The sequence below is a fragment of the Burkholderia sp. BCC1972 genome, from assembly GCF_905339605.1.
GTDB lineage: Bacteria > Pseudomonadota > Gammaproteobacteria > Burkholderiales > Burkholderiaceae > Burkholderia.
The window spans coordinates 379,440-405,518 of record NZ_CAJPGH010000001.1; the positions used below are offsets into that span (position 1 = coordinate 379,440).

A 26,079-nucleotide genomic window follows, 5' to 3' on the forward strand; every position below is an offset into this window, starting at 1 on the left:
GAAAATCGCGGAACCGGTTCTCGTCCAGACACTGTTTCGGCTCCACGCCGGCGAGCATCGGTGACGCGCAGGCAGCCTCGTCGGCGCACCCGGCGGCCATCGCCGTGCGCAAGCCGTGTCATGTCGACGATTGGATCAATCTTCACATTAAATGTCGGAGTACTGATTGATCGTCACGTACACCGTCGGCGGAGACGCTCGCGTGCGCCTGCATGAACCGAGATGACCCGGCGTGGTCGCCGAACCTTTTTTAGTTTGACCCTCACTTGTCTTGGAAACATCGTGAAATCTCCCGGTCTTGACGCGCGGACATCGACGCGCCCGTTTCTGACACGCATCGCGCCGCCGGTTCGGCGAGCACCGATCGCATTCGCCTGCTGTGCGATTCTTCTCGCGGGCTGCCACTCGCATGAGGCCCCGGCACCCGAACTGCAACCAGTGGTCGCGCTGCCGGTTCATCCGGACAACGGCGAAGCGCAGCGTGTGCTGCCCGCGCAGGTTCAGGCGCGCTATTCGACGCCGCTGTCGTTCCGGGTCGGCGGCAAGATCGTCGAGCGGCGCGTGCGGATCGGCGACACCGTCAAGGCCGGCCAGACCGTCGCGATGCTCGATCCGGCGGACCTGCACAACACGCTGCTGAACGCGCGCGCCCAGCTCGACGCCGCCGAGCATCGCGTCGCGTATGCCAGGCAGCAGCTGGATCGCGACCGCGCGCAGGCTCAGGCCAACCTGATCGCGCCCGCGCAGCTCGAGACGACGCAGGATGCGTACGCATCGGCGGTCGCGCAGCGCGATTCCGCGCTCGCGCAAATGGCGCTCGCCGGCGATCAACTGCGCTACGCGACGCTGGTCGCGGATCACGACGGCGTCATCACGTCGGAGGATGCCGATACCGGGCAGAACGTCCAGTCCGGCCAGGCCGTGTTCCATCTGGACTGGAGCGGCGACCTCGACATCGTCTGCGACGTCGCGGAGCGCGATCTGCGCGATCTCGCGGTCGGCCGCACTGCGCACGTCAGCCTGACGGCCCTGCCGGGCAAGGTGCTCGACGCACGCGTGCGCGAGGTCGCGGCGGCCGCGGATCCGCAGAGCCGCACCTGGCGCGTGAAGCTGACGCTGCTCGCGCCGGGGCCGGACGTCCGCTCCGGAATGACCGCCAGCGTCTCGTTCGATGGCGCCACCGGCCCCGCGGCGGACCGTGCGATCACCCTGCCGGCCACCGCACTCTTCCATCGCGGCGAAGCGCCGGCAGTCTGGGTCGTTCGCAAGGGCAGCGACACGCTGGAGCTGCGACCGGTATCGGTCGGACGCTACGACGAACGCACGATCACCGTCACGTCGGGTCTCGCGAACGACGAACGCGTCGTGATGCAAGGCGTTCATACGGTCAACGCCGGCCAGCACGTGCACGTCGTGCCGCCGCTCCATGCGGAGGACTTCGCGTCATGAATGCTCCCGAACACCGCTCGCCGGCCGACGGCGCGCTCGACGCGCGAGCCGGCGACGGCCGTTTCAACCTCTCCGCATGGGCGCTGAAGCATCAGCAACTGGTGATCTTCCTGATCGGCCTCGCGACGATCTTCGGCGTGATCGGCTACACGCGCCTCGCACAATCGGAGGACCCGCCGTTCACGTTCCGGACCATGGTGATCCAGACCTACTGGCCCGGCGCCACGGCGCGCGAGGTGCAGGAACAGGTCACGGACCGCATCGGCCGCCAGCTCCAGGCCGCGCCGTACGTCGACAACATCAAGAGCTATTCGCGGCCCGGCGAATCGATGATCTTCTTCGCGATGAAGGATTCGGCGCCGGTCGACCAGGTGCCGGAAACCTGGTACCAGGTGCGCAAGAAAGTCGGCGACATCCGCGCGGCACTGCCGAAGGGAATCGCCGGGCCGTTCTTCAACGACGAGTTCGGCGACGTCTACACCAACCTCTATGCGCTGGAAGGCGACGGCTACTCGCCCGCGCAACTGCACGATTACGCGGACAAGCTGCGCGCCGCGCTGTTGCGCGTGCCGGGTGTCGCGAAAGTCGACTACTTCGGCGATCCCGCCCAGCATGTATTCGTCGAGATCTCGAACGCGCAGCTGACGCGGCTCGCGATCACGCCGCAGCAGCTCGCGCAGGCCATCGATGCGCAAAACGCCGTCGCGCCGGTCGGCACGATCACGACGGCGGACGATCGCGTGTTCGTGCGCCCGAGCGGCGCGTTCAAGGACGCGCAGGCGCTCGCCGACATGCTGATTTCGGTGAACGGCCGGACGTTCCGGCTCGGCGACGTCGCGAAGGTCACGCGCGGCTATGACGATCCGCCGGCCACGCAGATGCGGACCAACGGCCACGCGGTGCTCGGCATCGGCGTCACGATGCAAAAAGGCGGTGACGTGATCGACCTCGGCAAGGCGCTCGACGCGAAGACGGCCGAGCTGCAGCGCGGCTTGCCGGCCGGCCTGAAACTGGCCGCGATGTCCAGCATGCCGCATGCGGTGAAGCACTCGGTGGACGACTTCGTCGAAGCGGTCGGCGAAGCCGTCGCGATCGTGCTCGTCGTCAGCCTCGTGTCGCTCGGCCTGCGCACCGGCATGGTCGTCGTCATCACGATTCCGATCGTGCTCGCCGTGACGGCGCTGTGCATGCACGTGTTCGGCATCGGCCTCGACAAGGTGTCGCTCGGCACGCTGGTGCTCGCGCTCGGGCTGCTGGTGGACGATGCGATTATCGCCGTCGAGATGATGGCGGTGAAGCTCGAGCAAGGGTGGAGCCGGACGAGCGCCGCCGCATTCGCGTACACGAGCACCGCGTTCCCGATGCTGACGGGCACGCTGGTCACCGTATCCGGCTTCCTGCCGATCGCGCTCGCGAAATCGAGCACCGGCGAATACACGCGGTCGATCTTCGAGGTGTCAGCGATCGCGCTGGTCGTGTCGTGGTTCGCGGCCGTCGTGCTGGTGCCGCTGCTCGGCTACCACATGCTGCCCGAGCACGCGCATCGCGATGGCCATGCACATGGCGACGAGGTGTACGACACGGGCTTCTACCGCCGGCTGTCCGGGTGGATCTCGGCATGCATCGAGCGCCGCTGGGTGGTGCTCGGCGTCACGGCCGTGCTGTTCGCGATCGCGATGGCGGCGTTTACGCGCGTGCCGCAGCAGTTCTTCCCGAATTCCGAGCGGCCCGAGCTGCTCGTCGACATGCGCTTGCCGGAAGGCGCGTCGTTCGACGCGACGCTTCGCGAGGCGAAGCGGCTCGAAAAGGTGCTCGACGGCCGTCCCGAAATCGAGCATGTCGTCGATTTCGTCGGCACCGGTGCGCCGCGCTTCTATCTGCCGCTCGATCAACAGCTTCAGCAGCCGAACTTCGCGCAGTTCGTGATCACGGCCAAGGACGTCGAGACGCGCGACCGGCTGTCGCACTGGCTCGAGGCGACGCTCGCCAGCCGCTTCCCGACCGTGCGCACTCGCGTCGCGCGCCTGGAAAACGGGCCGCCCGTCGGCTTCCCGATCAAGTTCCGCGTGAGCGGCGACGACATTGCCACCGTTCGCGGCATCGCCGAAAAAGTGGCGGACAAGGTCCGCGCCGACGCCCGCACGCGCAACGTGCAATTCGACTGGGACGAGCCCGCGGAGCGCTCCGTGTCGTTCGACATCGATCAACTGAAGGCGCGCCAGCTCGGCGTGACGTCGGAAGACGTGGCGGGTTTTCTCGCGATGACGCTGTCCGGCTACACCGTGACGCAGTATCGCGAGCGCGACAAGCTCATCGACGTCGACCTGCGCGCGCCGAAGAGCGAACGCATCGATCCGTCCAGGCTCGCCGGCCTGGCGATCCCGACGCCGCACGGCCCGGTGCCGCTCGGCGCGATCGGCCACGTGCGCGACACGCTCGAATACGGCGTGATCTGGGAACGCGACCGTCAGCCGACCGTCACGGTGCAGGCCGACGTGCGCGGCGAAGCGCCGAGCATCGGCGTGACGCGCGACATCGACGCCGCGCTCGCGACGGTGCGCGCGACGTTGCCGGCCGGTTACCGGATCGAGATCGGCGGTGCCGCCGAGGAAAGCGTGAAGGGCCAGACGTCGATCAATGCACAGATGCCGCTCATGATCATCGCCGTGCTGACGCTGCTGATGATCCAGCTCAAGCGCTTCTCGCGCACCTTCATCGTCGTGCTGACGGCGCCGCTCGGCCTGATCGGCGTGGTCGCCGCGCTGCTGCTGTTCGGCAAGCCGTTCGGCTTCGTCGCGCTGCTGGGCGTGATCGCGATGTTCGGGATCATCATGCGCAACTCCGTGATCCTGGTCGACCAGATCGACCAGGACATCGCGGCCGGGCATCCGCGCTTCGCCGCGATCGTCGGCGCGACCGTGCGCCGCTTCCGGCCGATCATGCTGACCGCCGCCGCCGCCGTGCTCGCGCTGATTCCGCTGCTGCGCTCCGGCTTCTTCGGCCCGATGGCGACCGCGCTGATGGGCGGCATCACGATCGCGACGGTACTGACCATCTTCTTCCTGCCGGCCCTCTATGCGACCTGCTTCAAGGTGCGCAGCGACGAACGCGAGTCGCGCGCAATGGACGTCGCATCCTCGGAGACATCCCGATGAAATTCCCCTTTCTCGCATCGGTGCTCGCCGTGAGCACGGCGCTGGGCCTGAGCGGCTGTGCCATGGCGCCGAGCAGCACGCCGCCCGCGATGCCGTCGCCGGTGCACTACGGCGCCTCGCCGCAAGTGCAGCAGACCGTGGCCGCGCAAGGCGTCGCACAGCAATTCGACGTCGGCGCCGCGCCCGTTCCGCAATGGTGGCGCCTGTACCGCTCCAGCGCGCTCGACGCGCTGGTCGACGAGGGCCTGCGCGCGAACCCGACGCTGGCCGCGACGGAGAAGACGCTCGCCGCCGCGCAGCAGGAACTGCGTGCGCAGATCGGCGCATCGACGCTGCCGTCGCTCGACGCGAACGCGCAGGTTGCCCGCACGCGGACGCCGGACATCTCCGGCACCGGCACGCAAAACCTGCGCTACAACGTATTCGTCGGACAGTTGCAGGCGCATTACACCTTCGACCTGTTCGGCGCCACGCGGTATGCGAACGAGGCCAGCGCCGCGCGCGTCGACGTGCGCGGCTGCGAACTCGAGGCGGCGCGGCGCGCGCTGGCGGCCAACATCGTCGGCACCGCGATCGGTGCGGCGGCGCTCGACCGCCAGATCCTGCTGACCGAACGCCGGGTCGCGGTCGCCCAGGCGACCGCGCTCGACGATCGGCAGCGCCATGCGCTCGGCGCGGTGTCCGACGTGCAGGCGCTGGCGTCGACACAGGATGCGGCGTCGCTGGCCGCGACGCTGCCGCCGCTGCGCCAGCAACGCGCGAGCGCCGTGCACGCGCTCGCGATCCTGCTCGGCCGCACGCCCGATGCGCCGCCGCCGATCCCCGCTTTCAACGAGCTGTCGTTGCCGGAGCACGTGCCGGTCGCCGTGCCATCCGACCTGCTGAAGGCGCGCCCCGACATCCGCGCGGCCGACGCTGCCGTCAGAGCCGCGGCGGCGGACGTCGGCGAGGCGACCGCGCAGTTGTTCCCGAGCCTGTCGCTCACCGCGACGATGGGGCGCGGCGGCTTCAGCTGGCCCGCGCTGCTGTCGGGCGCGGGCGGGCTGTGGGCGGTCGGCGCGGGGCTGTCGCAGCCGCTGTTCCACGGCGGCGCACTGCTGGCTCACCGACGGGCGACGCGCGACTCGTACGACGCGGCGGTGCTGCAGTACAAGGCCGCGGTGCTGTCCGCGTTCGGCGACGTCGCCGATTCGCTTGCGGCGCTGGACAACGATGCACAGGCGCTGGAGGCGAACGAGCTCGCGGCACGCGCGGCGGGCGCGGCTTTCGACGAAACGGTGCAACGTCGCACACTGGGTGCGGTGCCGATGTCCGCGCAACAGGCGAGCGAGCAGCGCTATCTGGGCGCAGAACTCGATGCGGTGCGTGCCGCGAGCCGCCGGATGACGGATACGGCCGCGCTGCTGCAGGCCATGGGCGAACTGCCGCCCGACACCCACGCGACGATCGCCACCCGGCAATAGGCGATGCGTGTTCAGACGCCCGGTCGCGTGCCTGCGGGCCGCCCCGGGCGAGTTTCGAAGCCCGATGCACGGCGTGTCGCGCCGCGCCGTCGAGCTTCCGTGACCCCGCACGATGGATTCCGATGAAACCCGACGACTTGATCGCGTGCCACGAATGCGATCTGCTGCTTCGGCGTCCGCCGCGCCTGCGCGCGCTGGCCGCGCACTGCCCGCGCTGCGGCGCGCGCGTGAACGGCGCGGCGCACGGCCGCCCGACGCTCGACCGGATGTGCGCCATGACGCTCGCCGCGCTGCTGACGTATTGCATCGCGCAGGTCTTTCCGATCGTCGCGCTCGACGCGGCCGGCATCGCGTCGCATGCGACGCTCGGCGACGCCGTGCGCGCGCTGTGGTCGAGCGGCCAGCCGGTCGTGGCGGTGCTCGTGTTCTGCACGACGATGCTGTTCCCGCTGCTGGAGCTGGCTGCATGGCTGTACCTGCTCGTGCCGTTGCGCGCGGGGCGCGTGCCGCGGCATTTCGCGCCGATCGTGCATGGCGTTCAGCGATTGCGGCCGTGGAGCATGGTGGAAGTGCTGATGCTCGGCGTGCTGGTCACGATCGTCAAGATGACGAGCCTGGCGCACGTGATCGCCGGGCCTGCGCTGTTCGCGTTCGCCGGCCTTGCCGTGATGCTCGCCTTCCTGTCGTCGATCGAGCCGGCCGGCCTGTGGGACGCGCACGACGAACTCGCCGCGCTGCAGCCGGCCGGCGCGGAACTCCCGAGGTCATCCGGAGCGCGCATGACGCAACCCGCCGCGCATCCGGCTACCGGCGGCAGCTCGTCGGCCATGACGGCCCGCACCGCGGGATTGCTCGCCTGTCACCACTGCGCGCGCGTGCAGCCGGCACAGGTGTGCAACCCGCGCTGCATGCGTTGCGGGTCGCCGCTTCACGCACGGCGCCCGGGCAGCGCCGCCCGCACCGGTGCGCTGGCCGCCGCCGCCACCCTGCTCTACATCCCGGCAAACCTGTTGCCCGTCATGCATGCGACGTCGCTCGGCCGGACCGAGGACGACACGATCCTCGGCGGCGTCGCTTACTTCTGGACGTCGGGCGACTGGGCGCTCGCCGTCGTCGTGTTCGTCGCCAGCGTGCTCGTGCCGATGCTCAAGCTCGCGATCCTCGCATTGCAGGCGCTGGCCGCGCATCGCGGCGCGCAATGGCGCCCGCTCGAACGGGCGCGCCTCCATCGGCTGGTCGAGCGCGTGGGCCGCTGGTCGATGCTCGACGTCTTCGTCGTCGCGCTGACGATCGCGCTCGTGCATTTCGGCACGTTCGCCGACATCACGCCCGGCCCCGGCGCGCTCGCGTTCGGCGCCGTAGTCGTGCTCACCATGTGCGCGTCGATGCAGTTCGACCCGCGGCTCATCTGGGACGGCACGTCGCGCCCCGATACCGGCCATCGTCCATCCTGACCGGGCGCAAGCCCGCCAAATATTTCGAAGTCCAAACCGATGCATCCGTTCGATTTACCTCAACCCGAGATCCGGCCGCGCAGCCGCTGGATTCCGTCGCTCGTCTGGATCGTGCCGCTCGTGTGCGCGCTGATCGGGCTGTCGCTCGTGATCCGGACCGTCGCCGCGACGGGCCCGACGATCACGGTCACGTTCGCCAACGCCGAAGGGCTCGAAGCCGGCAAGACCAAGGTCCGCTTCAAGGACGTCGATATCGGCTCCGTCCAGACCATCACGCTCACCCCCGACTTCAAGCGCGTGGTCGTCGCCATTCAACTGACACGCGACGCAGCGCGGTTCGCGAACAGCGGTACGCGCTTCTGGGTCGTTCGGCCACGTGTCGGCGCCACCGGGATTTCCGGACTCGGCACGCTGCTGTCCGGCGCGTACATCGGTGCGGACCTCGGCCGCTCCGCCCAGAAGGAAACCGCATTCACCGGCCTCGAGGCGCCGCCCGCCGTCACCGCGGATCAGCAGGGCCGGCATTATCGGCTGCACGGCGACTCGCTCGGCTCGATCGACATCGGCTCGCCGGTGTTCTACCGGCATCTGCAGGTCGGCCAGGTCGTCGGCTTCGCGCTCGACCAGAACGGTACCGGCGTCGACGTGCAGGTGTTCGTCAACGCCCCCTATGACAAGTACGTCGGCACCGATACGCGCTGGTGGCACGCGAGCGGCGTGGATTTGCGACTTGACTCGAGCGGCCTGAAACTCAACACGCAATCGCTCGCGACGGTGGTCGTCGGCGGTCTCGCGTTCCAGTCTCCGCCCGGGCAACCGGCCGCGCCGCCGGCCGCCGACAATGCGCCGTTCCGGCTCGCGCCGGACGAAGCCGACGCGATGCGCGATCCGGACGGTACGCCGCTGATGGTCGTCATGCGCTTCGACCAATCGCTGCGCGGGCTATCCGTCGGCGCGCCGGTCGACCTGCGCGGCATCGCGCTCGGCCAGGTCACGAACATCGGCATCGAGTACAACGAGCGCACGCGCGACTTCAGCATGAAGGTCACGATGGCGCTGTATACGTCGCGACTGAGCCGGCACAGCGATACCGCCCTTCCCGCGCCCGATTCGGCCGGCGGCCACGAACTGATCGAGCACCTCGTGGTCCAGGGGTTGCGCGGACAGTTGCGCACCGGCAGCCTGCTGACCGGTCAGCTCTACGTGGCGCTCGACATGTTCCCGAAGGCGCCGCGCGCGAGCGTGGACGTGCATCGCACGCCGGTGGAACTCCCGACCGTCCCCAACACGCTCGATGAACTTCAGGTGCAGATCGCCGATATCGCACACAAGCTCGACCAGGTTCCGTTCGACCGGATCGGCAACAACCTGAACGGCGCGCTGGCGCATGCGAACCAGTTGTTCGGCCACCTCGACGAGCAGGTCGTGCCGCAGGCACGCGACACGCTGGCCGCCGCGCAACGCACGTTCGATGCGGCCGAGTCCACGTTGCGGCAGGATTCGCCGATGCAGTCCGACGTGCATGACGCGATGCAGTCGCTCACGCATACGCTCCAGTCGCTGAACGCGCTCGCCGACTATCTGCAACGTCATCCCGAAGCGTTGCTGTTCGGCAAGAAGGGAGATCGGCAATGAACGCGCGATCGTTTCACCGCCTCCGCATGGCGGCGCGCATCGCGACTTGCGTCGCGCTGGCCGTACTGAGCGCGTGCGCGTCGCCGCCCGTACGCTTTCATACCCTCGCGGCGCCGGAGGCTGCGGGCGGCGAGACTGCCGCGCATCCCGCATGGCTGATCGATATCCAGGCCGTGCACGTCGCGGCGCCGGCGGACGGCAACCGGTTCGTCGTGCAAAGCGGCACCGGCCTGGCCGACATCCTGGAGCAGGAGCGCTGGGCCGCGCCGCTCGGCGACGAGATGCGCGACGGCCTGTCGACGCGCGTGGCGTCTCGGCTCGGCACGATCGATGTTCACCGCGTCGCCCATCCCGACGGCACGCCCGTCTACCGGGTCACGGTGGACGTCCAGCGTATCGAGGCGTGGCCAGCGTCGCACGTGCTGCTCGATGCGACGTGGAGTGTGAGCGACGGAGCCGGACACCCGGCGCTGACGTGCCGCAGCATCGTTCGTGCCGACGCGTCGGCGGGTTACGACGCGCTCGTCGACGCGCATCGCCGCGCGCTCGATGGGCTCGCTCTCGAGATCGTCACGGGAATTCGTGCAGAAGCGGCACAGGCTGCGCAATTGGCCGGGTGTCGCACGGGAACAGTCGACCGTCGGAGCGCGCCGCCGATCGCCGATCGCGACGCGCCGGCCCCACTCGTCGATTGAATCGGGTCGCAAAGACATGGCCAGCCGGGTCGGGCGATCCGCCTGCCTCCGGCCGCGGCCCTGGGCCCAGTGCCTTCGCACAATCGAGTCACATCGTTGCAACGGCGAACCGGCGTACCGCCGTTTCCCGTGTCGATCCGACGTTCGCGCGATGCGGTGTTGCGCCGCTTCGATCATTTCCACAACATGGACAACACATGATGAAACCCGCCCGCCTCACCCGCGAGCAACGCACGCTTGACACGCGCGAACGGCTCATCGCCGCCGCTCGCGCGCTATTCATCGCGAAAGGCTACGCCGATACGAGTGTCGAACATATCGCGGAAGGTGCCGGTTATACGCGCGGCGCGTTCTATGCGCACTTCGAACACAAGCGCGAAATGTTGGTGGAGATCCTGCGCCGCGACCGTGATCGAATGATCGAAAGGCTTCGGCTCGCGACGCCGGCGGGCGGCGGTGACCGCAGCAGCGCCGACTCCGGGGACATCGCCGCCGGCTGGGAATGTTTCCCGCTGTGGATCGAGGTGCACCTGTACGCACTGCGCGATGCCGGATTCCGGCAGATCATCGACGCCATGCACGTCGAACTGGCCGCACCACCTGATGCGGTGAGCGGTGCGGCGCGCAACCCTGACCGCATGCGATTGTCGGTCGAATGGGTGGCTTTGCTCGGCATCGCGCTGCTGCGTGCCGGCGGGCGGTGCACACGGCACGACGAGCCAACGTAGGCTGCCGCGGGGCTCACGTGGGGCGGCGATCGTTTCAGCCGCTCCAGCGGACCCGTGCGGGCGGCGTGGCTGGCGCCCGCGTCACCCCCGTTGCATCACCGCGCCGGCTCGGCCGTTTCCACGACCGGCAGCGGCCGGCTTGCGATCTTCTCCGCTTCCGCACGCTTGAGCCCCAGCATATGCAGGAGCGTCGCCGCCGTGCGTTCCGGAAAATGCTCGCCGCTGAAGCCGAGTTCCTTGAGCACACCGGACGCCGCTGCGCCCGGCGCGACGAAGTTGAGCTCGGCGGCGATGGCGGTCAGCACCGTACCGCCAACCGAAAGGAAGCCGACGAACGGATCGGCGACCACGAAGCGTTTCTCGGCGATGCCGCGCTCGATATCCCGCAGCAGCCGCTGCCCCAGGCCCAGCGTCAGCACGCGCGCCGAAAAACCCTCGCGGATCAGGAAATGTCCCCAGACCGGCTCGCGCCGCGCGCGCATCAATGTATGCCGCACCGAGACGGAAATGATCTCCGCCGGGTCGGACAGGCCGCTGGCCAGGCGATCCAGTGAATCCGCGAACTCCTCGAATACCGATTCCACCAGGGTGGCGTAGATCGCTTCCTTCGATTCGAAGTGGTTGTAGAACGAGCCAAAGCCGACGTCCGCGGCTTCGGTGATTTCGTTGATGGCGACGCCTTCCATGCCTTTCGCGGCCATCAGTCTGAGCGCGGCGTCCAGCAGGCGGCCACGGGTCTCCCGCTTGCGGCGCGCGCCACGGGGCTCGCGCTCCTCGGCGACGGCGGCCACCGGGCTGGATGCTTCCGGAGCGGGGCGCTTGGGCGTGCGGCGACTCGGTGTATTCGTCATGACGTGTTCGATCCTGGTTCGTGCCCAAGTATAGATTTAAACGTCTACATTGACAAAACCATCACCCATGACTTGAATGTCACCAAAGGCGACAAAACAATGCCCCCGAGAACCGGTCGAACGACGAATAGATACCCGCGTCCGCGAGATATCGGCATAATATCGCGCGCCGCGCGAGCGCTCCTGTCGCTACCGCGCGGTTGAACCGAATCTGAAGCCCGGGAGCAAACATGCGCGACGTCATCGACGGTTTTCTTCGTTTTCAACGCGACATCTATCCGCAACGTGTCGAGCTCTTCAAACAACTCGCCACATCACAGAATCCCAAGGCGTTGTTTGTCACGTGCTCGGACAGTCGCGTCGTGCCCGAACTGCTCACGCAGCGCGAGCCGGGCGAACTGTTCGTGATCCGCAACGCAGGCAACATCGTGCCGTCCTACGGCCCCGAGCCCGGCGGTGTGTCCGCCACCGTCGAATACGCGGTCGCGGTCCTCGGCGTTCGCGACATCGTGATCTGCGGTCACTCCGATTGCGGCGCGATGGGCGCGATTTCGCGCTGCACCTGCCTCGATCATCTGCCGGCCGTCGCGAACTGGCTGCGTCACGCGGACGCCGCCAAAGTCATCAACGCCGCGCATGAATACGACACGCCTCGCGCGAAGCTCGACGGGCTCGTGCGTGAAAACGTGATCGCGCAACTGGCCAACCTGCGCACTCACCCTTCCGTCGCGCTCGCGCTCGAGCAGGGGCGCATGAATCTGCACGGGTGGGTCTACGACATCGAGACAGGCGGCATCGATGCGCTGGACGGCGCCACCCGACGTTTTGTCTCGCTTGCCGAGTCGCCCACGGTCGTCGCCGTGAGCTCGCTCAATCGCGGGCAGGTCTAGCCTCCCCACCAGCTCGCGCCCGACGTCGGGCGCGAACACACCCGTTCCTGCACCGAACGGGGGCGTTCATGCGCAGTGCGCGGCCCCGCGCGCGCGTCCTGGGACACCTGGCAGACGCCGTTCCGCGCGATGCGCATCGAGCAACGTCTCGCGACCTCGCTCCGCCATCGGCGTGATCCGGCTTGACTCCTTCGCAATCGCCATCAGCACGGCGCAGCAATCTGCCTAGTGCGTGATGCGCCGCAGCATCGTCGTGTCGTAACCAAGCGTCCGGACTCGCTCGACAAGCGCCTCAGCTTGCTCGGCGGACGGCTTCGCGTCGCGCGTCAGGATCCACAGGAACCGGCCTGACGGTTCGCCGACGATCGACCACGAATAGTCGTCGGCGTGATCGAGTATCCAGTAGTCGCCGAAAAAGAACGGCCCGAAGAACGACACTTTCAGTTTCGCGTCGCGGCTGTTCGCGACGATCTTCGCTCGTCCGTCCGAGCTGCGCGCGCGGCCGCCCGGCCCACCTTCGCGACACGTATTGCGCACGCCGACGAGGCCGTCTTCCCGTTTCGCGTACTCAGCCGTCACGCCGTCGCAACCGCGCTCGAAACGGTTTTCATAGCGCGCGAACTCATACCATCTACCCAGATAGCGATCGAGATCGACCGCCTTGGCCGGCTGCGGCACCTGGGCGTCGCCGCGCGGGCCTCCCGCGAGGCCCGCGCATCCCGCGAGCAACAGTGCCGCGCCAGCCAGCGCCACGGAGGCCGTCCGCATGGACGCGTAAAGAACAGCTCGCTTCATCGAATCCCCCTCGGCCACGAAATCGCACCATTGTGCACGCCGCCACTCCGCCGCGGCAGCGGCCGGTTGCATCCCGGCGCTCGATTCGCTCGTATCTCGCTGCAACGTATTCATACGGTTCGCCACCATGCGCGACATTCAACGAATCAGCCGTCGATCGCTCGATCAGATGCATCCGCCAGTGCTATATTTCGCTCCACATCCACGCCATGGCGATGCTCGCCATTTCTTCAGCATGAACGACACGCCGGATGGTGCCGAGCCCTTCAACCCGTCAATCGCTTCGCGCGATGCCGACGCGGATGCGCTGCGTCGCGCACACCTGAATCAGGTCATGTCGCGGGTCGCGAGCGGCGACCAGGCTGCTTTCGCCGAGTTGTACCGGTTGACCTCGTCGCGGGTGTTCGGCCTCATTCTCCGCATGATTCACGACCGCGGGGAAGCCGAAGACCTGCTCCAGGAGGTCTACACCGCCGCATGGCGCCATGCCGACGCGTTCGACCCGGCCCGCGGCGGTGCGATGACGTGGCTGACCACGCTGGCGCGCAACCGGACGATCGACCGGTTGCGGCAGCATCGCGACGCGCAACTCGACGACGAACAGGCACTGGAGCTTCCCGACGAGGATCCGACGCCCGCCGCACTGGCGGAGGCCAGCCAGGAGCGGCAACGCCTCGAACGCTGCCTCGAGCGGCTCGATCCGCCACAGGGCCGGGCCGTGCGCGAGGCCTTTTTCAGCGGCGCGACCTACAGCGAACTGGCCGCGCGACTGCGTGTGCCGCTCGGAACCATGAAAAGCTGGATCCGGCGCAGCCTGATGCAGCTGAAGGTGTGTCTGGAACAATGAATACCCCCGCCGATCACGATCCCGAATTGCGCTGCGCGGAATACGCGCTCGGCGTGCTCGACGCCGATGAGCGGCGCGCGCTCGAGCAGTCCGCCTCGCGCGATCCGCAATTGCAAGCCACGCTGGAACGCTGGCAGCGCCGCTTCGCGCCCCTCGCGGAAGACGTCGCACTCGTCGCGCCGCCCGGCCGCGTCTGGACGAGAATCCAGCGTGACCTCGGCTTCTTCGCTTCGCCGCACGCACGCGGCGCCGCGCCATCGGGCGGATGGTGGAACAGCGTGTCGCTGTGGCGCTGGGTCGGCATCGGCACGAGTGCTGCCGCGCTGGGACTGCTCGCGATCAACCTGATCCGGGTCAGCGAAGCGCCGCCACGCGTGGCCGCCGTCGAGGGCAGCTACATGGTGGCCACGATCGCACGATCGGACGGCGTCGCACACTGGACTGCCACGGTCGACCTGCGCCGGGCGCGGATGGTCGTGGTGCCGGCGGACAAACCGACGATCGCCGCGAATCGCTCGACCGAGCTCTGGCTGATTCCGCCGAATGCGAAACCGATCTCGCTCGGCGTGTTCACGCCCGACACGTCGGCGACGATGACGCTGCCGCCCGCGATCGTCGCGCAGCTCAGCGCACGGGCGGTGCTCGCCGTGTCGATCGAGCCGCACGGCGGCTCGCCGAGCGGCCAACCGACCGGCCCGGTAATCGCCACCGGCGCGATGCACGCGGCATAACAGGCACCGCGCCGCCGGGCGGGGCTGCCGCCCGGCGCCGGCGAGCGCGGTGCGCGTCCCTTTCTCCCGCGACCGGCCGCATTGCATCCCGATGCATCCGTTCGGTCTTCGGCTCCGTATATGACGCATATCGTGTCCTCGGAGCCGCTCGCATGCCTGCCGCCGCCGTCGCCCTTCTTGCCTTCGTCGGACTGATCGTCGTGTTCACGACGGCATGGGTGGTGCAACTGCGCTCGCACAATGCCGGGATGATCGACCCGGTCTGGGCCGCGACGCTCGGCGGCGTGGCCGTGCTCGCTGCCGGATTCGGCACGGGAGCCGGTTTGAACCGCGTGCTCGTCGCGCTCGGCGGCGGCCTCTGGGGCCTGCGGCTCGCGCGGCACCTGTGGCGCCGCAATCACGGGCAGCCGGAAGATGCACGCTACAGGCAATTCCGCCAGCAATGGGGCAATGCTGCACCGCGCAACATGTTCTGGCTGTTTCAGCTGCAAGCGCTGATCTCGATGCTGCTGTCGGTCGCGTTCTTCGTTCCGGCCTACAGTCCGGCAGCACCGTCCCGGTTCACGGCCGCCGCCGCCATCGCGATCTGGCTCGCCGCCGTGGCCGGAGAGGCTGCCGCCGACCGGCAGCTCAAGCGTTTCGTCGCCGCCCCGGCACACCGCGGCCACGTCTGCAGCGTGGGCTGGTGGCGCTATTCGCGGCATCCCAACTACTTCTTCGAATGCGTGCACTGGTGCGCGTACGCGGCGCTGGCGATCGGCATGCCGTGGGGCTGGCTCACGCTGATGCCGCCGTTCCTGATGGCGTGGCTGCTGCTCAAGGTATCCGGCCTGCCGCTGCTCGAAGCGCATCTCGTGCGGACGCGGCCGGCTTACCGGGACTACATGCGGACGACCAGCGCCCTCGTTCCATGGCCGCCCAGGCACGCCGCACGCGCGCCCCTTGCCCACCCCGATCATCCAGAAGACAGGAGTACGCGATCATGACCGCCACCGCCTCGCAACCGTCCCCCGCCCGGCTACCGGCTCCAGGCGACACGTGGCTGATCCGCTGCTGCGAACGCGGCTGGCTGCCCGACGCGCTGATCCGCGCCGGGATGCGCGCATTGCTGCGGCAGCGCCTGCGCGACGAACACCTGCTCGACGGCGAGCGGCGCGCGGCCGCCTTCGAGAGGCTGGTACACGAACTGGGCGCGAGCCCGATCGCGATCGAGACACAGGCGGCAAATACTCAGCATTACGAAGTTCCAGGCGCCTTCTTCGAAGCCCATCTCGGGCCTCGAATGAAATACTCGTGCGCCCATTACCCGCGCGGCGACGAAACGCTCGCGCAAGCCGAGGACGCGATGCTGTCGCTGTACGCGGAGCGGGCCGGCCTCGCGGACGGCCAGCGCATCCTGGATCTCGGCTGCGGCTGGGGCTCGCTGTCGCTGTGGCTCGCCGAGCGCTATCCGCACGCGCAGATCGTCGGCCTGTCGAATGCTCGCGGCCAGCGAGATTTCATCGAACAAAGCGCGGCGCGGCGCGGGCTGACCAATCTTCGAATCGTCACGGCCAACGTGGTCGACTTCGATTTCGCGCCCGGCGCAGCGGAATTCGACCGCGTGCTGTCGATCGAGATGTTCGAGCACATGAAGAACTACGGGCAATTGCTCGCGAAAATCGCGCGCTGGATGCGCGACGACGGCAAGCTGTTCGTGCACATCTTCGCGCACAAGCTGATCGCCTATCAGTTCTCCGTACGCGACGACACCGACTGGATGTCGCGCCATTTCTTCACCGGCGGCACGATGCCGTCGGCCGATCTGCTGCTGCGGTTCCAGGACGACCTCCGCATCGACCGCCAATGGTGGCTCGACGGCACCCACTACGCCTGCACGGCCAACCACTGGCTCGCTTCGCTCGACGCGGCGCGCAGCCGGATCATGCCGATTGCCGAAACCGTCTACGGCCCCGACGCCCGTCTCTGGTTCCAGCGCTGGCGCATGTTCTACATGGCGGTCGCCGAACTGTTCGGCTATGCCGGCGGGCAGGAATGGGGCGTCGCACACTACCTGTTCGACAAGCGGCCAGTGCGCACGTGACGCCCGTCATGCCGCTCCAGGCCATGCGCCGACTCGCCGTCACGCTCGCGTCGGGCCTTGCGCTCGCCGCCGCCGCGGGCTGCTCGGGCAATGCGCCGAACCCGAATCCGCGCGCCGCCGTGCCGCTGTCGAGCGTGCCCGTCGACCTGCCCCGCTACATGGGCCGCTGGTATGTGATCGCCAACATCCCGTATTTCGCGGAACGGGACTACGTAGGTAGCCGCGCCGAGTGGACACTGCGCGAGGACGGCCGGATCGACGACGTGTTCGTCGGCCGCAAGGGCGCGTTCGACCGGCCCGAGAAGCGCTATCACTTCGTCGACACGGCAAAGCCCGGCAGCGGCGGCGGTGAATGGCGCGTGCGGCTGTTCTGGCCGGTGTATGTCACGCAGCTCACGCTCTACGTCGATCCCGGCTACCGCTACACGATCCTCGGCTACCCGGGCAAGACGCTCGGCTGGATCTTCTCCCGCGAGCCGATGATGGACGACGCGACGTACCGCTCGCTGCTCGCGCGGCTCGACGCGATGGGCTACGACACGTCGCGCTTCAGGCGCGTGCCGCAAACACCCGGGCAGATCGGTCAACCGGGCTTCGCATCGCCGGGCGAGCGCGACTGACGGGCGTCCGGTGCATCCGCCGCCCGCTTTGCTCCGTATCTCATGAGGACCATTCCCGAAACCGCTCACCCGCCTGACGGAGACCCTTCGCGATGCACCCGGAACTTTCAGTGTCGCTGCCCGGCCAGCGGATCGCCGTCGTCGGCGCTGGCATCGCCGGCCTTGCAAGCGCCTACCTGCTGGCGCGCCGGCACCGCGTGACGCTGTTCGAAGCCGCCGACTACCTCGGCGGTCACACGCACACCGTCGACGTCGAACTCGACGGCGCGAGCCATCCGGTCGATACCGGGTTCCTCGTCTTCAACGACCGGACCTATCCGAACCTGATCGCGCTGTTCGACGAACTCGGCGTGGCCGCACATCCGAGCGACATGTCGTTCTCGGTGTCGGTCGACGGCGGCCGGCTCGAATGGGCCGGCCGCAATCTCAATACGGTGTTCGCGCAACGCCGCAACCTGTTTTCGCCGACGTTTCTCGGCATGCTGCGCGACATCCTGCGCTTCAACGCCTGCGCGCAGCATCACCTCGAAACGGCGCACCGCCAGCGTCTGTCGGTCGGCGAGCTGCTTGCGTCGGGCGGCTACGGCACATCGTTCCAGGAGCACTACCTGCTGCCGATGGCAGCCGCGATCTGGTCGAGCGCGGCCGGCGACATCCTGCGGTTTCCGGCCGTGACGTTCCTGCGCTTCTGCCTGAACCACGCGCTGTTGCAGGTCAACGACCGTCCGCCATGGCGCACGGTGGCAGGCGGTGCGCGACAGTACGTCGAGCGCATCGCCGCGACGCTCGACGACGTGCGCGTGAACACGCCGGTGCGTGCCATTCGTCGTGACGAACACGACGTCACGGTAGCGACCGACGCGACCGGCCATGAGCGGTTCGACGCCGTCGTGCTCGCGTGTCATGCGCCGACGAGCCTGCGGCTGCTCGCGGACGCCAGCGACGCCGAGCGCGGCGTGCTGGGCGCCGTCCGCTATCAGCGCAATGTCGCGGTGCTGCATACCGATACGGCATTGCTGCCGCGCCGCCGACGCGTGTGGTCCGCGTGGAACTATCTGAGCAGCGGCGCGGCGCCTGCTGCCGGCTGCGCATCGCCCGTATGCGTCAGTTATCTGATCAACCAGCTGCAGCCGCTGCCTTTCCGCACGCCGGTCGTCGTCACACTGAATCCGGTCGACGCGCCTGCGCCCGGCACGCAGCTCGGCCGCTACGACTACGAGCATCCGCTGCTCGATCTCGCCGCCGTCGATGCGCAGCAACGCCTGCCGATGCTGCAGGGGCGGCGCCGCACGTGGTTCGCGGGCGCGTGGACGGGTTATGGCTTTCATGAGGACGGCGTGAAATCCGCACTGCGCGTAGCCGTCGACTTCGGCGTGAAGCCGGCGTGGGCCAAGCCATGAACGCGCCTTTCGCGAACGACGGCGGTGCCGCGCAGCTTCTCGTCGGGCACGTGATGCACGAACGGCTGCGGCCCATGCACCACACATTCAGCTATCCGCTCTTCCAGGTCTGTTGCGACGTCGAGCGGCTCGGCGAGATCGACAGCGCCTGGTTCGGCGTCGATCGCTGGCGGCCGCTCGCGCTCGTTTCGCGCGACTACGGCCCGCGCGACGGCCAGCCGCTCGCGCCGTGGATGCGTGGCCGCCTCGCCGAAGCCGGCATTCCCGCCGACGGCCCGATCTGGCTGCAGACCATTCCGCGCCTGTTCGGCCACGCGTTCAATCCCGTGAGCTTCTGGTACTGCTACGACCGCGCGTGCCGGCTGCGTGCGCTGTACGCCGACGTGCGCAACACGTTCGGCGCACACCACGGCTATCTGCTGAGCGCGCCGCGCCACGCGCCGATCGGCGGCGGCACCGTGCTCGTGTGCCGCAAGACGTTCCACGTATCGCCGTTCTGCGACGTCGTCGGACATTACATGTTTCGCGTGCAGCAGAGCGGCGACCGCCTGTTCGTCGCGATCGACTACTGCGACGACGACGGCCTGCTGCTGCGGACCGCGCTCGGCATGCGGGCCCAGCCGCTGACCGCGGCGGGCGCGTGGCGCGCGCTCGCCCGGCAGCCGCTGGGCGCGCTCGACGTCGTCGTTCGCATCCATTGGCAGGCGCTGCGGCTCTGGCTCAAGCGCGTGCCGTTCCACGGCAGGATGCCGCCCTCCCGGGCACGCGCCGCCGATGCGACCTTGCCCCCGCCGGCGCAGGCCGCATCGCCATGTCGTCCGGCGATGTCCGATCACGAGGTCCGCCCATGACCCTGCCGCGTCTGCTCTCGGGCGCATCGCAACCGGCGATGTCGCTCGCGCCCCGGCTGTTCGTCGCGTTGCTGCGGCGGCTGCGTCACGGGCACCTGACACTCGTGACGCCCGATGGCGCGCAACACGTATTCGGCGATCCGCATCGCCAGCCGGCCGCGACGCTGCAGATCCGCGACTGGCGCGCGTGCCGCGCGATCCTGCGCGCAGGCGACATCGGGTTTGCGGAAGCGTATCGCGCGTGCCAGGTCGACACCCCCGACCTCGTCGCGCTGCTGCGTCTGGCGATCCGCAACGAGCCGGCGATCGCGCAGACGGTGACGGGCGGCCGGCTCGCCCGTCTCTGGTACGCGCTGCGCCACCGGCTGCGAATGAATACGCGCGCCGGCAGCCGCCGCAACATCCACGCGCATTACGATCTCGGCAACCGCTTCTACGGGCTGTGGCTCGACGACACGTGGACGTATTCCAGCGCCTGCTTCGACGACGACGACACACGTTCGCTCGCCGATGCGCAGGCGGCGAAGTACCAGCGGATCGTCGAGTCGCTCGGATTGCGCGCCGGCATGCACGTGCTCGAGATCGGCTGCGGATGGGGCGGCTTCGCGATGCATGCTGCACGCCAGGGCATCCGCGTGCATGCGCTGACGATCTCGCAGGCGCAGTACGCGCTGGCGGTCGAGCGCATCGCGCACGCGGGGCTGTCCGATCGCGTGACGGTCGAGTTGCGCGACTACCGCGACATCGATGGGAAATACGATGCGATCGTGTCGATCGAAATGTTCGAGGCCGTCGGCGAAGCCTTCTGGCCCGTGTATTTCGACACACTCGGGCAGCGCCTGAAAGCGGGCGCGCGCGCGCTGATCCAGTCGATCACGATCGCCGAGTCGCAGTTCGAAGCGTACCGCGCGTCGAGCGACTTCATCCGCGAGTTCGTCTTTCCGGGCGGCATGCTGCCGAGCGCCGAGCGCTTCGTCGACGCGGCGCGCCGCGCGGGTCTCGCCGCCGAGCCGGTGCTCGCGTTCGGACTCGACTATGCGCGCACGTTGCGCGCATGGCGGGCGGCGTTCGAGGATCACGTCGACGCCGTACGCGCACTGGGGTTCGACGAGACCTTCATCCGCACGTGGCGGCTTTACCTCGCTTATTGCGAGGCAGGGTTCGCCGAGCGGCGCACGGACGTGATGCATTTCGTCGTGTCATCGGCGCGCTGACATGAACATGATTGGCCGGGCTGCGATCCTCGCGCTGGCTGCGGCGTTTTCCGCGGTGCCGGAGGCCGGCGCGCGCTGCGTTGACGACGTCGCGTCGGCACGGATGATCGGGGCCGGGCAGTTCTGCGTATTCGGCGTCTGTCTGTACGACGCGCAACTGTGGGCGCAGCGGTCGCCCGCGGCATTCGACACACCGTTCGCACTTTCGCTCACGTACCGCCACGACGTGAGCGGCGCGCGGCTCGTCGCGGCCGGCATGGCCGAAATCGAGCGCCTTGCAACCGCGCCGTTGCCCGCGGCGACCCGCGACGCGTGGCGCGCCGACATCGCGCGGGCATTCACCGACGTCGCGCGCGGAGACGTGCTGTGCGGCGTCTATCTGCCCGATCAGGGCGCGCGCTTCTACGCGAACGGCCGCCTCACGGCCGACATCGCCGATCCGGTCTTCGCGCGCGCCTTCTTCGACATCTGGCTCGATCCGCGCACCCGTGCACAATCGTTGCGCCGCCAGTTGCTCGGCGACACCGCACGTTGACGGCGGAACGGGCAACGATGACCACCGCCGCGAGCCCCGCCGCGTGGGTGCTGCTCGGTTGCGGTTGGGCCGTGTTGCTGCCCTCGGCAGTCTGGCTGGGTGGCCGTCTCGACGGGATGCGTCGAGAGGCCTGACGAACCGAACCCGCCGCCAACGCGATGGATACGCTGCTTCGATCGCCGGACCCGCACACCTCATCCCAGCGCAAAGCCGTCCACCACGGGGTTAACCGCCCCGGCGAGCGGAACGCTGCAGCCCACGTCCCCGCCCGCCTTGCGCATTCTCGCCTGGTAAAGCGCGCTGTCCGGATCGAGTGCGTCGAGCAGCAATCGTCCCTTGTGCGTCAGGTGGGCCTGGCGCCGGCCCGACGCGCCATGCTCGAGCATGACCAGTTGGCGCTCGAGCAGCGCATCGAGTTCGGCGCGCTTCATGTCGATCTGGTCCGGCGCCTGGCGGACCAGCATCAGGGTCGCAAATTCGTGCGGACTGAGCATGTCCACCTCCTGTCAGCAATGGAACCGAAACAGCGCGGGTCGCACCTGGCGCATCGTTTTCCCCGCCCCCCACCGCGCCGGCCGTCTATTCAACGTTCACCTGGATGCGGCGCGGCTTCGCCTCCTCGCGGCGCGGAACGGTCAGCTTGAGGACCCCGTCGCGCAACTGCGCATCGATGCGCGAGACGTCGAAGTCCGGGCTGATGCTGAACGCACGCCAGAAGTGAGGATGGCGAACTTCCCCATGCTGAAGCCGCAGTCCGGAAGGTGTCGGAATGACCGCTTCGGCTTCCACCGTCAGGTTGCCGTCCTGCACCCGCACGTCGAGCTTTTCGCGCGGTACGCCCGGCAGGTCCGCATACAGCGTGATGCCGCGGTTGTCCTCGAATACGTCGACGGCGGGCGCGACCCGCGTGACTTGCTTCGCGGGCGTCCCTTCGGCGCGGCCGGCCACGCCGGTGGCGGCCCCGCGCTTCGTCAGTTCGGTGCTGTCGTTCATGATGTCCTCCGTTCGTTTCGTGCCTGGATCGACTTTCACTGGACGGCAATGGCGCGCGGCTTCGATGCCTCGGAGCGCCCGACGCTGATGGTCAGGCAACCGTTCACATAGCGCGCATCGACCTTGTCCGGATCGGCATGCTGCGGCAATTCGATCACCCGCCGGAACGCGCCCATGAAGCGTTCGCTCGCGTAGACGCGCGCTTCGTCGTCCTCGTTCGACTCGGGCGGCTTGCGCTCGCCGCTGATCGTCAGCAACCCCTTGTCGATCGAGACGTCGATCGCGGCCGGATCGAGCCCCGGCGCGAACGCGACGATCTCGATGCTTTCGTCGGTGCTGCCGATGTTCACCGCGGGAAAAGTTTCGCTGCGCGTGGCGCGCAGACTGGCGGGATACGCCGCAAAGAGGCTGGCCATCTGCCGTTGCAGGCGATCGAATTCGCCCAGCAGATCGGTGCCGAAGAAGAGTTCGCTCATGACTGGCTCCTTGAAACCGGGGCCCTTCACGAGAGACGAACGGAACCACGCGCTCCAGTCCGCCTGCCCGTGGGGAAACCCCGCCGACAAACAAATCGAAACACGCAGCGCTTGATGCGACTGCCTTGGCGATCCCTAACATAGCGCAAGAAACGAAAATTTCAAGATGCCGTTCGGCATGTCGCCGGGGAGTCCTCATGATCCTTTTCGATAGGCCTCAAGCTGAAACATTTTGTTACATATTGGTGTTTTTACGCCCTCTTGAAGCGAGCGGCAGACGCCTCTATTTCGGTTTCCGCCAGACAGTGGTGCGGCTGCCCGGCGGCGACACGCACGTCGCGACGGCTGGCAGCCGGATTCCTTTTTCGTGAACCTTCAATCGCTCAGGAGATGAGAATGCAGATTCGTCCCCTCTACGACCGGGTTATCGTCAAGCGAATCGAGACGCAGCGGACGACGGCCTCGGGCATCGTGATTCCCGACTCGGCCGCAGAAAAACCCGAACAAGGCGAAGTCGTCGCGGTCGGCAGCGGCCGGCTGCTCCAGGATGGAACGCAGCGCGCGCTCCAGTTGAAAGTCGGTGACCAGGTTCTCTTCGGCAAGTACGCGGGCAAGACCGTCAAGGTCGATGGCGAGGAACTGCTCGTCATGCGCGAAGAAGACGTGATGGGCGTGCTCGAAGCCGATACCGGCGCCGCCCGCAAGGCCGCCTGAGATCCCGAGCCGGTCGCGAACACCTGCCGGTCGTTCGCGACGCGCCGAGTCAACGACTACTATCCGGAGCAACACCATGAGTGCAAAAGACGTCAAATTCCACGACGGCGCCCGTGCCCATATCGTCAAGGGCGTGAACCTGCTTGCCGATGCCGTGAAGGTCACGCTCGGGCCGAAAGGCCGCAACGTGTTGATCGAGCGCAGCTTTGGCGCACCGACCATCACGAAGGACGGCGTGTCGGTCGCGAAGGAAATCGAGCTGAAGGACCGCTTTGAAAACATGGGCGCGCAGATCGTCAAGCAGGTCGCGTCGAAGACTGCGGACGTGGCAGGCGACGGCACCACCACGGCCACCGTGCTCGCGCAGGCGATCGTGCAGGAAGGCATGAAGCATGTCGCCGCCGGCGTGAATCCGATGGACCTCAAGCGCGGCATCGACAAGGCCGTGGCCGCCGTGCTCGACGAGCTTCGCAAACTGTCGAAGCCGATTTCCACGAACAGGGAGATCGCGCAGGTCGGTTCGATCTCGGCGAACGCCGACGAAGCGATCGGCAAGATCATCGCGGATGCGATGGAGAAGGTCGGCAAGGAAGGGGTCATCACGGTCGAGGACGGCAAGTCGCTCGACAACGAACTGGATGTCGTCGAGGGGATGCAGTTCGACCGCGGTTACGTCAGCCCCTACTTCATCAACGATCCCGAGAAGCAGGCCGCGTATCTGGATGACGCGCTGATCCTGCTGCACGACAAGAAGATCTCGAACATCCGGGATCTGCTGCCGGTCCTCGAAGCGACCTCCAAGGCAGGCAAGCCGCTGCTGATCGTGGCGGAAGACATCGACGGCGAAGCGCTGGCCACGCTCGTGGTGAACGCGATGCGCGGCATCCTGAAGGTCGCGGCCGTCAAGGCACCCGGTTTCGGCGACCGTCGCAAGGCGATGCTGGAGGATATCGCCATCCTGACCGGCGCGACCGTCATCTCGGAGGAGACCGGCAAGCAGCTGCAAAAGGCGACCCTCGAGGATCTGGGGCAGGCCAAGCGCGTCGAGGTGCGCAAGGACGACACGATCATCATCGACGGCGCGGGCGACGCGCAGCGCATCGAAGCGCGCGTGAAGTCCATCCGCACGCAGATCGACGAAGCCACGAGCGACTACGATCGCGAGAAGCTGCAGGAACGCGTCGCGAAACTCGCGGGCGGTGTGGCCGTCATCAAGGTCGGGGCAGCGACCGAGGTCGAGATGAAAGAGAAGAAGGACCGCGTGGACGACGCGCTGCACGCCACGCGCGCGGCGGTCGAGGAAGGCATCGTGCCGGGCGGCGGCGTAGCACTGCTGCGCGCACGTTCGACGATAACGGGCCTGAAAGGCGCCAACAGCGACCAGGACGCGGGTATCCGTATCGTGCTGCGCGCGCTCGAGGCACCGCTGCGCGTGATCGCGTCGAATGCCGGAGACGAGCCCTCGGTCGTCATCGCGAAGGTACTGGAAGGCACGGGCAACTTCGGCTACAACGCCGCCACCGGCGAGTTCGGCGATCTCGTCGAAGCCGGCGTCGTCGATCCCACCAAGGTGACGCGCACCGCACTGCAAAACGCCGCGTCGATCGCCGGCCTGGTCCTCACGACCGACGCGTCGGTTGCCGATGCGCCCAAGGACGAGAAGGCCGCGCAACCTGCGACACCGGAGCTCGAGTACTGACCTCGCAGCGGTTCGTGCATGCGCCGGCCAAACAGTCGCGGCCGGCGCGACACGTTCGGCGCCGCACGCACGCATACGGCATGCGGCGCCGCTTTTTGCCCGGAATCGACATGAAACTCGTCCTTCACATTGATTCGAAGCCGCTCGACATCGAGATCGACGATGTCGTGGCAGGGCTGCTGTGCGCCCGCCTCGATCTTCCCGCCAACGCGGCCAGCGAGGATGCGCTCGCACACTATCTCGGCAAAAAGGGCGAACCCTGGATGCTCGACGAAGAACACATGCGAAAGCGCATCTTTCGCCGGCTGATCCTGGACATCGCGGATCCGGCGCTGATCATCAGCCATCTCATGGCGAACGATTAGCACTCCATCGCAGCGACCGCGGCCATCGCACGACGCGGCCGATTTTCGGTGAACCCTCGCGCGGCGTTAGAATAGCGCCCCTTGTGATGGGAGACGAAAATGTCCTGGTTCGTATACGAAGTGCCCGAATACCACGAAGACGCTGCGCGCATCGAGCCCTATAGCGACCTGCGCAGCCGTGTGCTGAAAGGTGCCGGCCCGGCCATGGCAGACGAACTGGAAAGCGTTCGCGAGAATGCCGCGGCGACGGCGGATACCGCCGAGCGCCCGCTGCGTACGCCGGAAAATCCGCATGTCTTTCCGATTCCTTACGCCGACTCGATGATCCTGGTCGGGTTCATCTTCGACCTGAAGCGCGAATTCCGGCAACTGGTCGTGTCGCCCGTGGAAATGCCCTGGCTGAAAGACGCGTAAAAAGTTGCCGGACACGCCCGCC

The 26,079-nt window shown here is 67.7% G+C and carries 27 protein-coding genes; 22 read left to right on the forward strand and 5 right to left on the reverse strand.

The genetic code is table 11. The annotated features are described in order from the left end of the window. Positions 1-438 precede the first annotated feature (438 nt). The 7 genes from U5798_RS01745 to U5798_RS01775 all read left to right on the forward strand — a co-directional run bounded on the left by U5798_RS01745 (position 439) and on the right by U5798_RS01775 (position 10,579). Positions 439-1,449, forward strand: a complete 1,011-nt coding sequence (locus U5798_RS01745) for an efflux RND transporter periplasmic adaptor subunit (RefSeq protein WP_322080973.1) — start codon at positions 439-441, stop codon at positions 1,447-1,449. Then, complete coding sequence (locus U5798_RS01750; protein ID WP_322080974.1) at positions 1,446-4,604, forward strand: efflux RND transporter permease subunit; 3,159 nt, start codon at positions 1,446-1,448, stop codon at positions 4,602-4,604. Before U5798_RS01745 ends, U5798_RS01750 begins: the two co-directional genes overlap by 4 nt. Continuing rightward, complete coding sequence (locus tag U5798_RS01755; protein ID WP_322080975.1) at positions 4,601-6,067, forward strand: efflux transporter outer membrane subunit; 1,467 nt, start codon at positions 4,601-4,603, stop codon at positions 6,065-6,067. The genes U5798_RS01750 and U5798_RS01755 overlap by 4 nt, the downstream gene beginning before the upstream one ends. 122 nt (positions 6,068-6,189) lie before the next feature. Continuing rightward, positions 6,190-7,521 (forward strand): PqiA/YebS family transporter subunit, encoded by a 1,332-nt coding sequence (locus tag U5798_RS01760; protein WP_322080976.1) that lies wholly within the window; start codon positions 6,190-6,192, stop codon positions 7,519-7,521. A gap of 39 nt (positions 7,522-7,560) precedes the next feature. Beyond that, positions 7,561-9,156, forward strand: a complete 1,596-nt coding sequence (locus U5798_RS01765; protein WP_322080977.1) for an intermembrane transport protein PqiB — start codon at positions 7,561-7,563, stop codon at positions 9,154-9,156. Then, on the forward strand, positions 9,153-9,851 hold the full coding sequence (locus U5798_RS01770; protein WP_322080978.1) for a PqiC family protein: 699 nt from the start codon (positions 9,153-9,155) through the stop codon (positions 9,849-9,851). Before U5798_RS01765 ends, U5798_RS01770 begins: the two co-directional genes overlap by 4 nt. Positions 9,852-10,048: 197 nt before the next feature. Next, a complete protein-coding gene (locus tag U5798_RS01775; RefSeq protein ID WP_322080979.1) occupies positions 10,049-10,579 on the forward strand; it encodes a helix-turn-helix domain-containing protein in 531 nt (176 codons plus the stop codon). Between the two features lie 95 nt (positions 10,580-10,674). Here the strand turns inward: U5798_RS01775 and U5798_RS01780 are convergent, their stop codons facing one another. Continuing rightward, positions 10,675-11,430 carry a TetR/AcrR family transcriptional regulator gene (locus U5798_RS01780; protein WP_322080980.1) on the reverse strand — a complete coding sequence of 252 codons (756 nt, stop codon included), beginning with the start codon at positions 11,428-11,430 and terminating at the stop codon, positions 10,675-10,677. Positions 11,431-11,660: 230 nt separating this feature from the next. Between U5798_RS01780 and U5798_RS01785 the strand changes: the two genes are divergently transcribed. Further along, positions 11,661-12,320 carry a carbonic anhydrase gene (locus tag U5798_RS01785; RefSeq protein WP_322080981.1) on the forward strand — a complete coding sequence of 220 codons (660 nt, stop codon included), beginning with the start codon at positions 11,661-11,663 and terminating at the stop codon, positions 12,318-12,320. Between the two features lie 225 nt (positions 12,321-12,545). Here the strand turns inward: U5798_RS01785 and U5798_RS01790 are convergent, their stop codons facing one another. Then, entirely contained in the window at positions 12,546-13,115 is a 570-nt protein-coding gene (locus tag U5798_RS01790) for a lipocalin family protein (RefSeq protein WP_322080982.1), read from the reverse strand. Positions 13,116-13,350: 235 nt separating this feature from the next. On the opposite strand from U5798_RS01790, the gene U5798_RS01795 reads away from it, so the two are divergent. The 9 genes from U5798_RS01795 to U5798_RS01835 all read left to right on the forward strand — a co-directional run bounded on the left by U5798_RS01795 (position 13,351) and on the right by U5798_RS01835 (position 21,396). Then, the gene (locus U5798_RS01795) at positions 13,351-13,962 is read left to right on the forward strand and encodes a sigma-70 family RNA polymerase sigma factor (protein ID WP_322081200.1); all 612 of its coding nucleotides are present in this window, start codon (positions 13,351-13,353) and stop codon (positions 13,960-13,962) included. After that, on the forward strand, positions 13,959-14,693 hold the full coding sequence (locus tag U5798_RS01800) for an anti-sigma factor domain-containing protein (RefSeq protein ID WP_322080983.1): 735 nt from the start codon (positions 13,959-13,961) through the stop codon (positions 14,691-14,693). Before U5798_RS01795 ends, U5798_RS01800 begins: the two co-directional genes overlap by 4 nt. Before the next feature lie 152 nt (positions 14,694-14,845). Then, positions 14,846-15,679: a DUF1295 domain-containing protein gene (locus tag U5798_RS01805; RefSeq protein WP_322080984.1), complete on the forward strand. Its 834-nt coding sequence runs from the start codon at positions 14,846-14,848 to the stop codon at positions 15,677-15,679. Further along, on the forward strand, positions 15,676-16,776 hold the full coding sequence (locus U5798_RS01810) for a cyclopropane-fatty-acyl-phospholipid synthase family protein (protein ID WP_322080985.1): 1,101 nt from the start codon (positions 15,676-15,678) through the stop codon (positions 16,774-16,776). The genes U5798_RS01805 and U5798_RS01810 overlap by 4 nt, the downstream gene beginning before the upstream one ends. A gap of 8 nt (positions 16,777-16,784) precedes the next feature. Then, a complete protein-coding gene (locus tag U5798_RS01815) occupies positions 16,785-17,396 on the forward strand; it encodes a lipocalin family protein (RefSeq protein WP_322080986.1) in 612 nt (203 codons plus the stop codon). Between the two features lie 92 nt (positions 17,397-17,488). Beyond that, positions 17,489-18,796, forward strand: coding sequence for an NAD(P)/FAD-dependent oxidoreductase (locus U5798_RS01820; protein WP_322080987.1), 1,308 nt, complete (start codon positions 17,489-17,491; stop codon positions 18,794-18,796). Continuing rightward, a complete protein-coding gene (locus tag U5798_RS01825; RefSeq protein WP_322080988.1) occupies positions 18,793-19,647 on the forward strand; it encodes a DUF1365 domain-containing protein in 855 nt (284 codons plus the stop codon). The genes U5798_RS01820 and U5798_RS01825 overlap by 4 nt, the downstream gene beginning before the upstream one ends. After that, positions 19,644-20,861, forward strand: coding sequence for a cyclopropane-fatty-acyl-phospholipid synthase family protein (locus U5798_RS01830; RefSeq protein WP_322080989.1), 1,218 nt, complete (start codon positions 19,644-19,646; stop codon positions 20,859-20,861). Before U5798_RS01825 ends, U5798_RS01830 begins: the two co-directional genes overlap by 4 nt. Before the next feature lie 7 nt (positions 20,862-20,868). Beyond that, a complete protein-coding gene (locus tag U5798_RS01835) occupies positions 20,869-21,396 on the forward strand; it encodes a chalcone isomerase family protein (RefSeq protein WP_322081201.1) in 528 nt (175 codons plus the stop codon). Between the two features lie 194 nt (positions 21,397-21,590). On the opposite strand, the gene U5798_RS01840 is transcribed toward U5798_RS01835, so the two are convergent. The 3 genes from U5798_RS01840 to U5798_RS01850 form a co-directional block, all read right to left on the reverse strand. Beyond that, on the reverse strand, positions 21,591-21,890 hold the full coding sequence (locus tag U5798_RS01840; RefSeq protein ID WP_322080990.1) for a hypothetical protein: 300 nt from the start codon (positions 21,888-21,890) through the stop codon (positions 21,591-21,593). Between the two features lie 85 nt (positions 21,891-21,975). Further along, positions 21,976-22,389 (reverse strand): Hsp20/alpha crystallin family protein, encoded by a 414-nt coding sequence (locus tag U5798_RS01845; RefSeq protein ID WP_124448249.1) that lies wholly within the window; start codon positions 22,387-22,389, stop codon positions 21,976-21,978. 35 nt (positions 22,390-22,424) lie between these two features. Further along, positions 22,425-22,865: an Hsp20/alpha crystallin family protein gene (locus tag U5798_RS01850; protein ID WP_322080991.1), complete on the reverse strand. Its 441-nt coding sequence runs from the start codon at positions 22,863-22,865 to the stop codon at positions 22,425-22,427. A 197-nt stretch (positions 22,866-23,062) separates the two neighbouring features. Between U5798_RS01850 and U5798_RS01855 the strand changes: the two genes are divergently transcribed. The 5 genes from U5798_RS01855 to U5798_RS01875 all read left to right on the forward strand — a co-directional run bounded on the left by U5798_RS01855 (position 23,063) and on the right by U5798_RS01875 (position 26,057). Next, positions 23,063-23,236, forward strand: coding sequence for a hypothetical protein (locus U5798_RS01855; protein ID WP_322080992.1), 174 nt, complete (start codon positions 23,063-23,065; stop codon positions 23,234-23,236). Between the two features lie 25 nt (positions 23,237-23,261). Beyond that, positions 23,262-23,579, forward strand: coding sequence for a co-chaperone GroES (locus U5798_RS01860; protein ID WP_322080993.1), 318 nt, complete (start codon positions 23,262-23,264; stop codon positions 23,577-23,579). 76 nt (positions 23,580-23,655) lie between these two features. Continuing rightward, a complete protein-coding gene (groL, locus tag U5798_RS01865; protein ID WP_322080994.1) occupies positions 23,656-25,278 on the forward strand; it encodes a chaperonin GroEL in 1,623 nt (540 codons plus the stop codon). A gap of 110 nt (positions 25,279-25,388) precedes the next feature. Beyond that, on the forward strand, positions 25,389-25,643 hold the full coding sequence (locus tag U5798_RS01870; protein WP_124448257.1) for a hypothetical protein: 255 nt from the start codon (positions 25,389-25,391) through the stop codon (positions 25,641-25,643). A 99-nt stretch (positions 25,644-25,742) separates the two neighbouring features. After that, positions 25,743-26,057 (forward strand): helicase, encoded by a 315-nt coding sequence (locus U5798_RS01875; protein ID WP_124448266.1) that lies wholly within the window; start codon positions 25,743-25,745, stop codon positions 26,055-26,057. Positions 26,058-26,079: the final 22 nt, after the last annotated feature.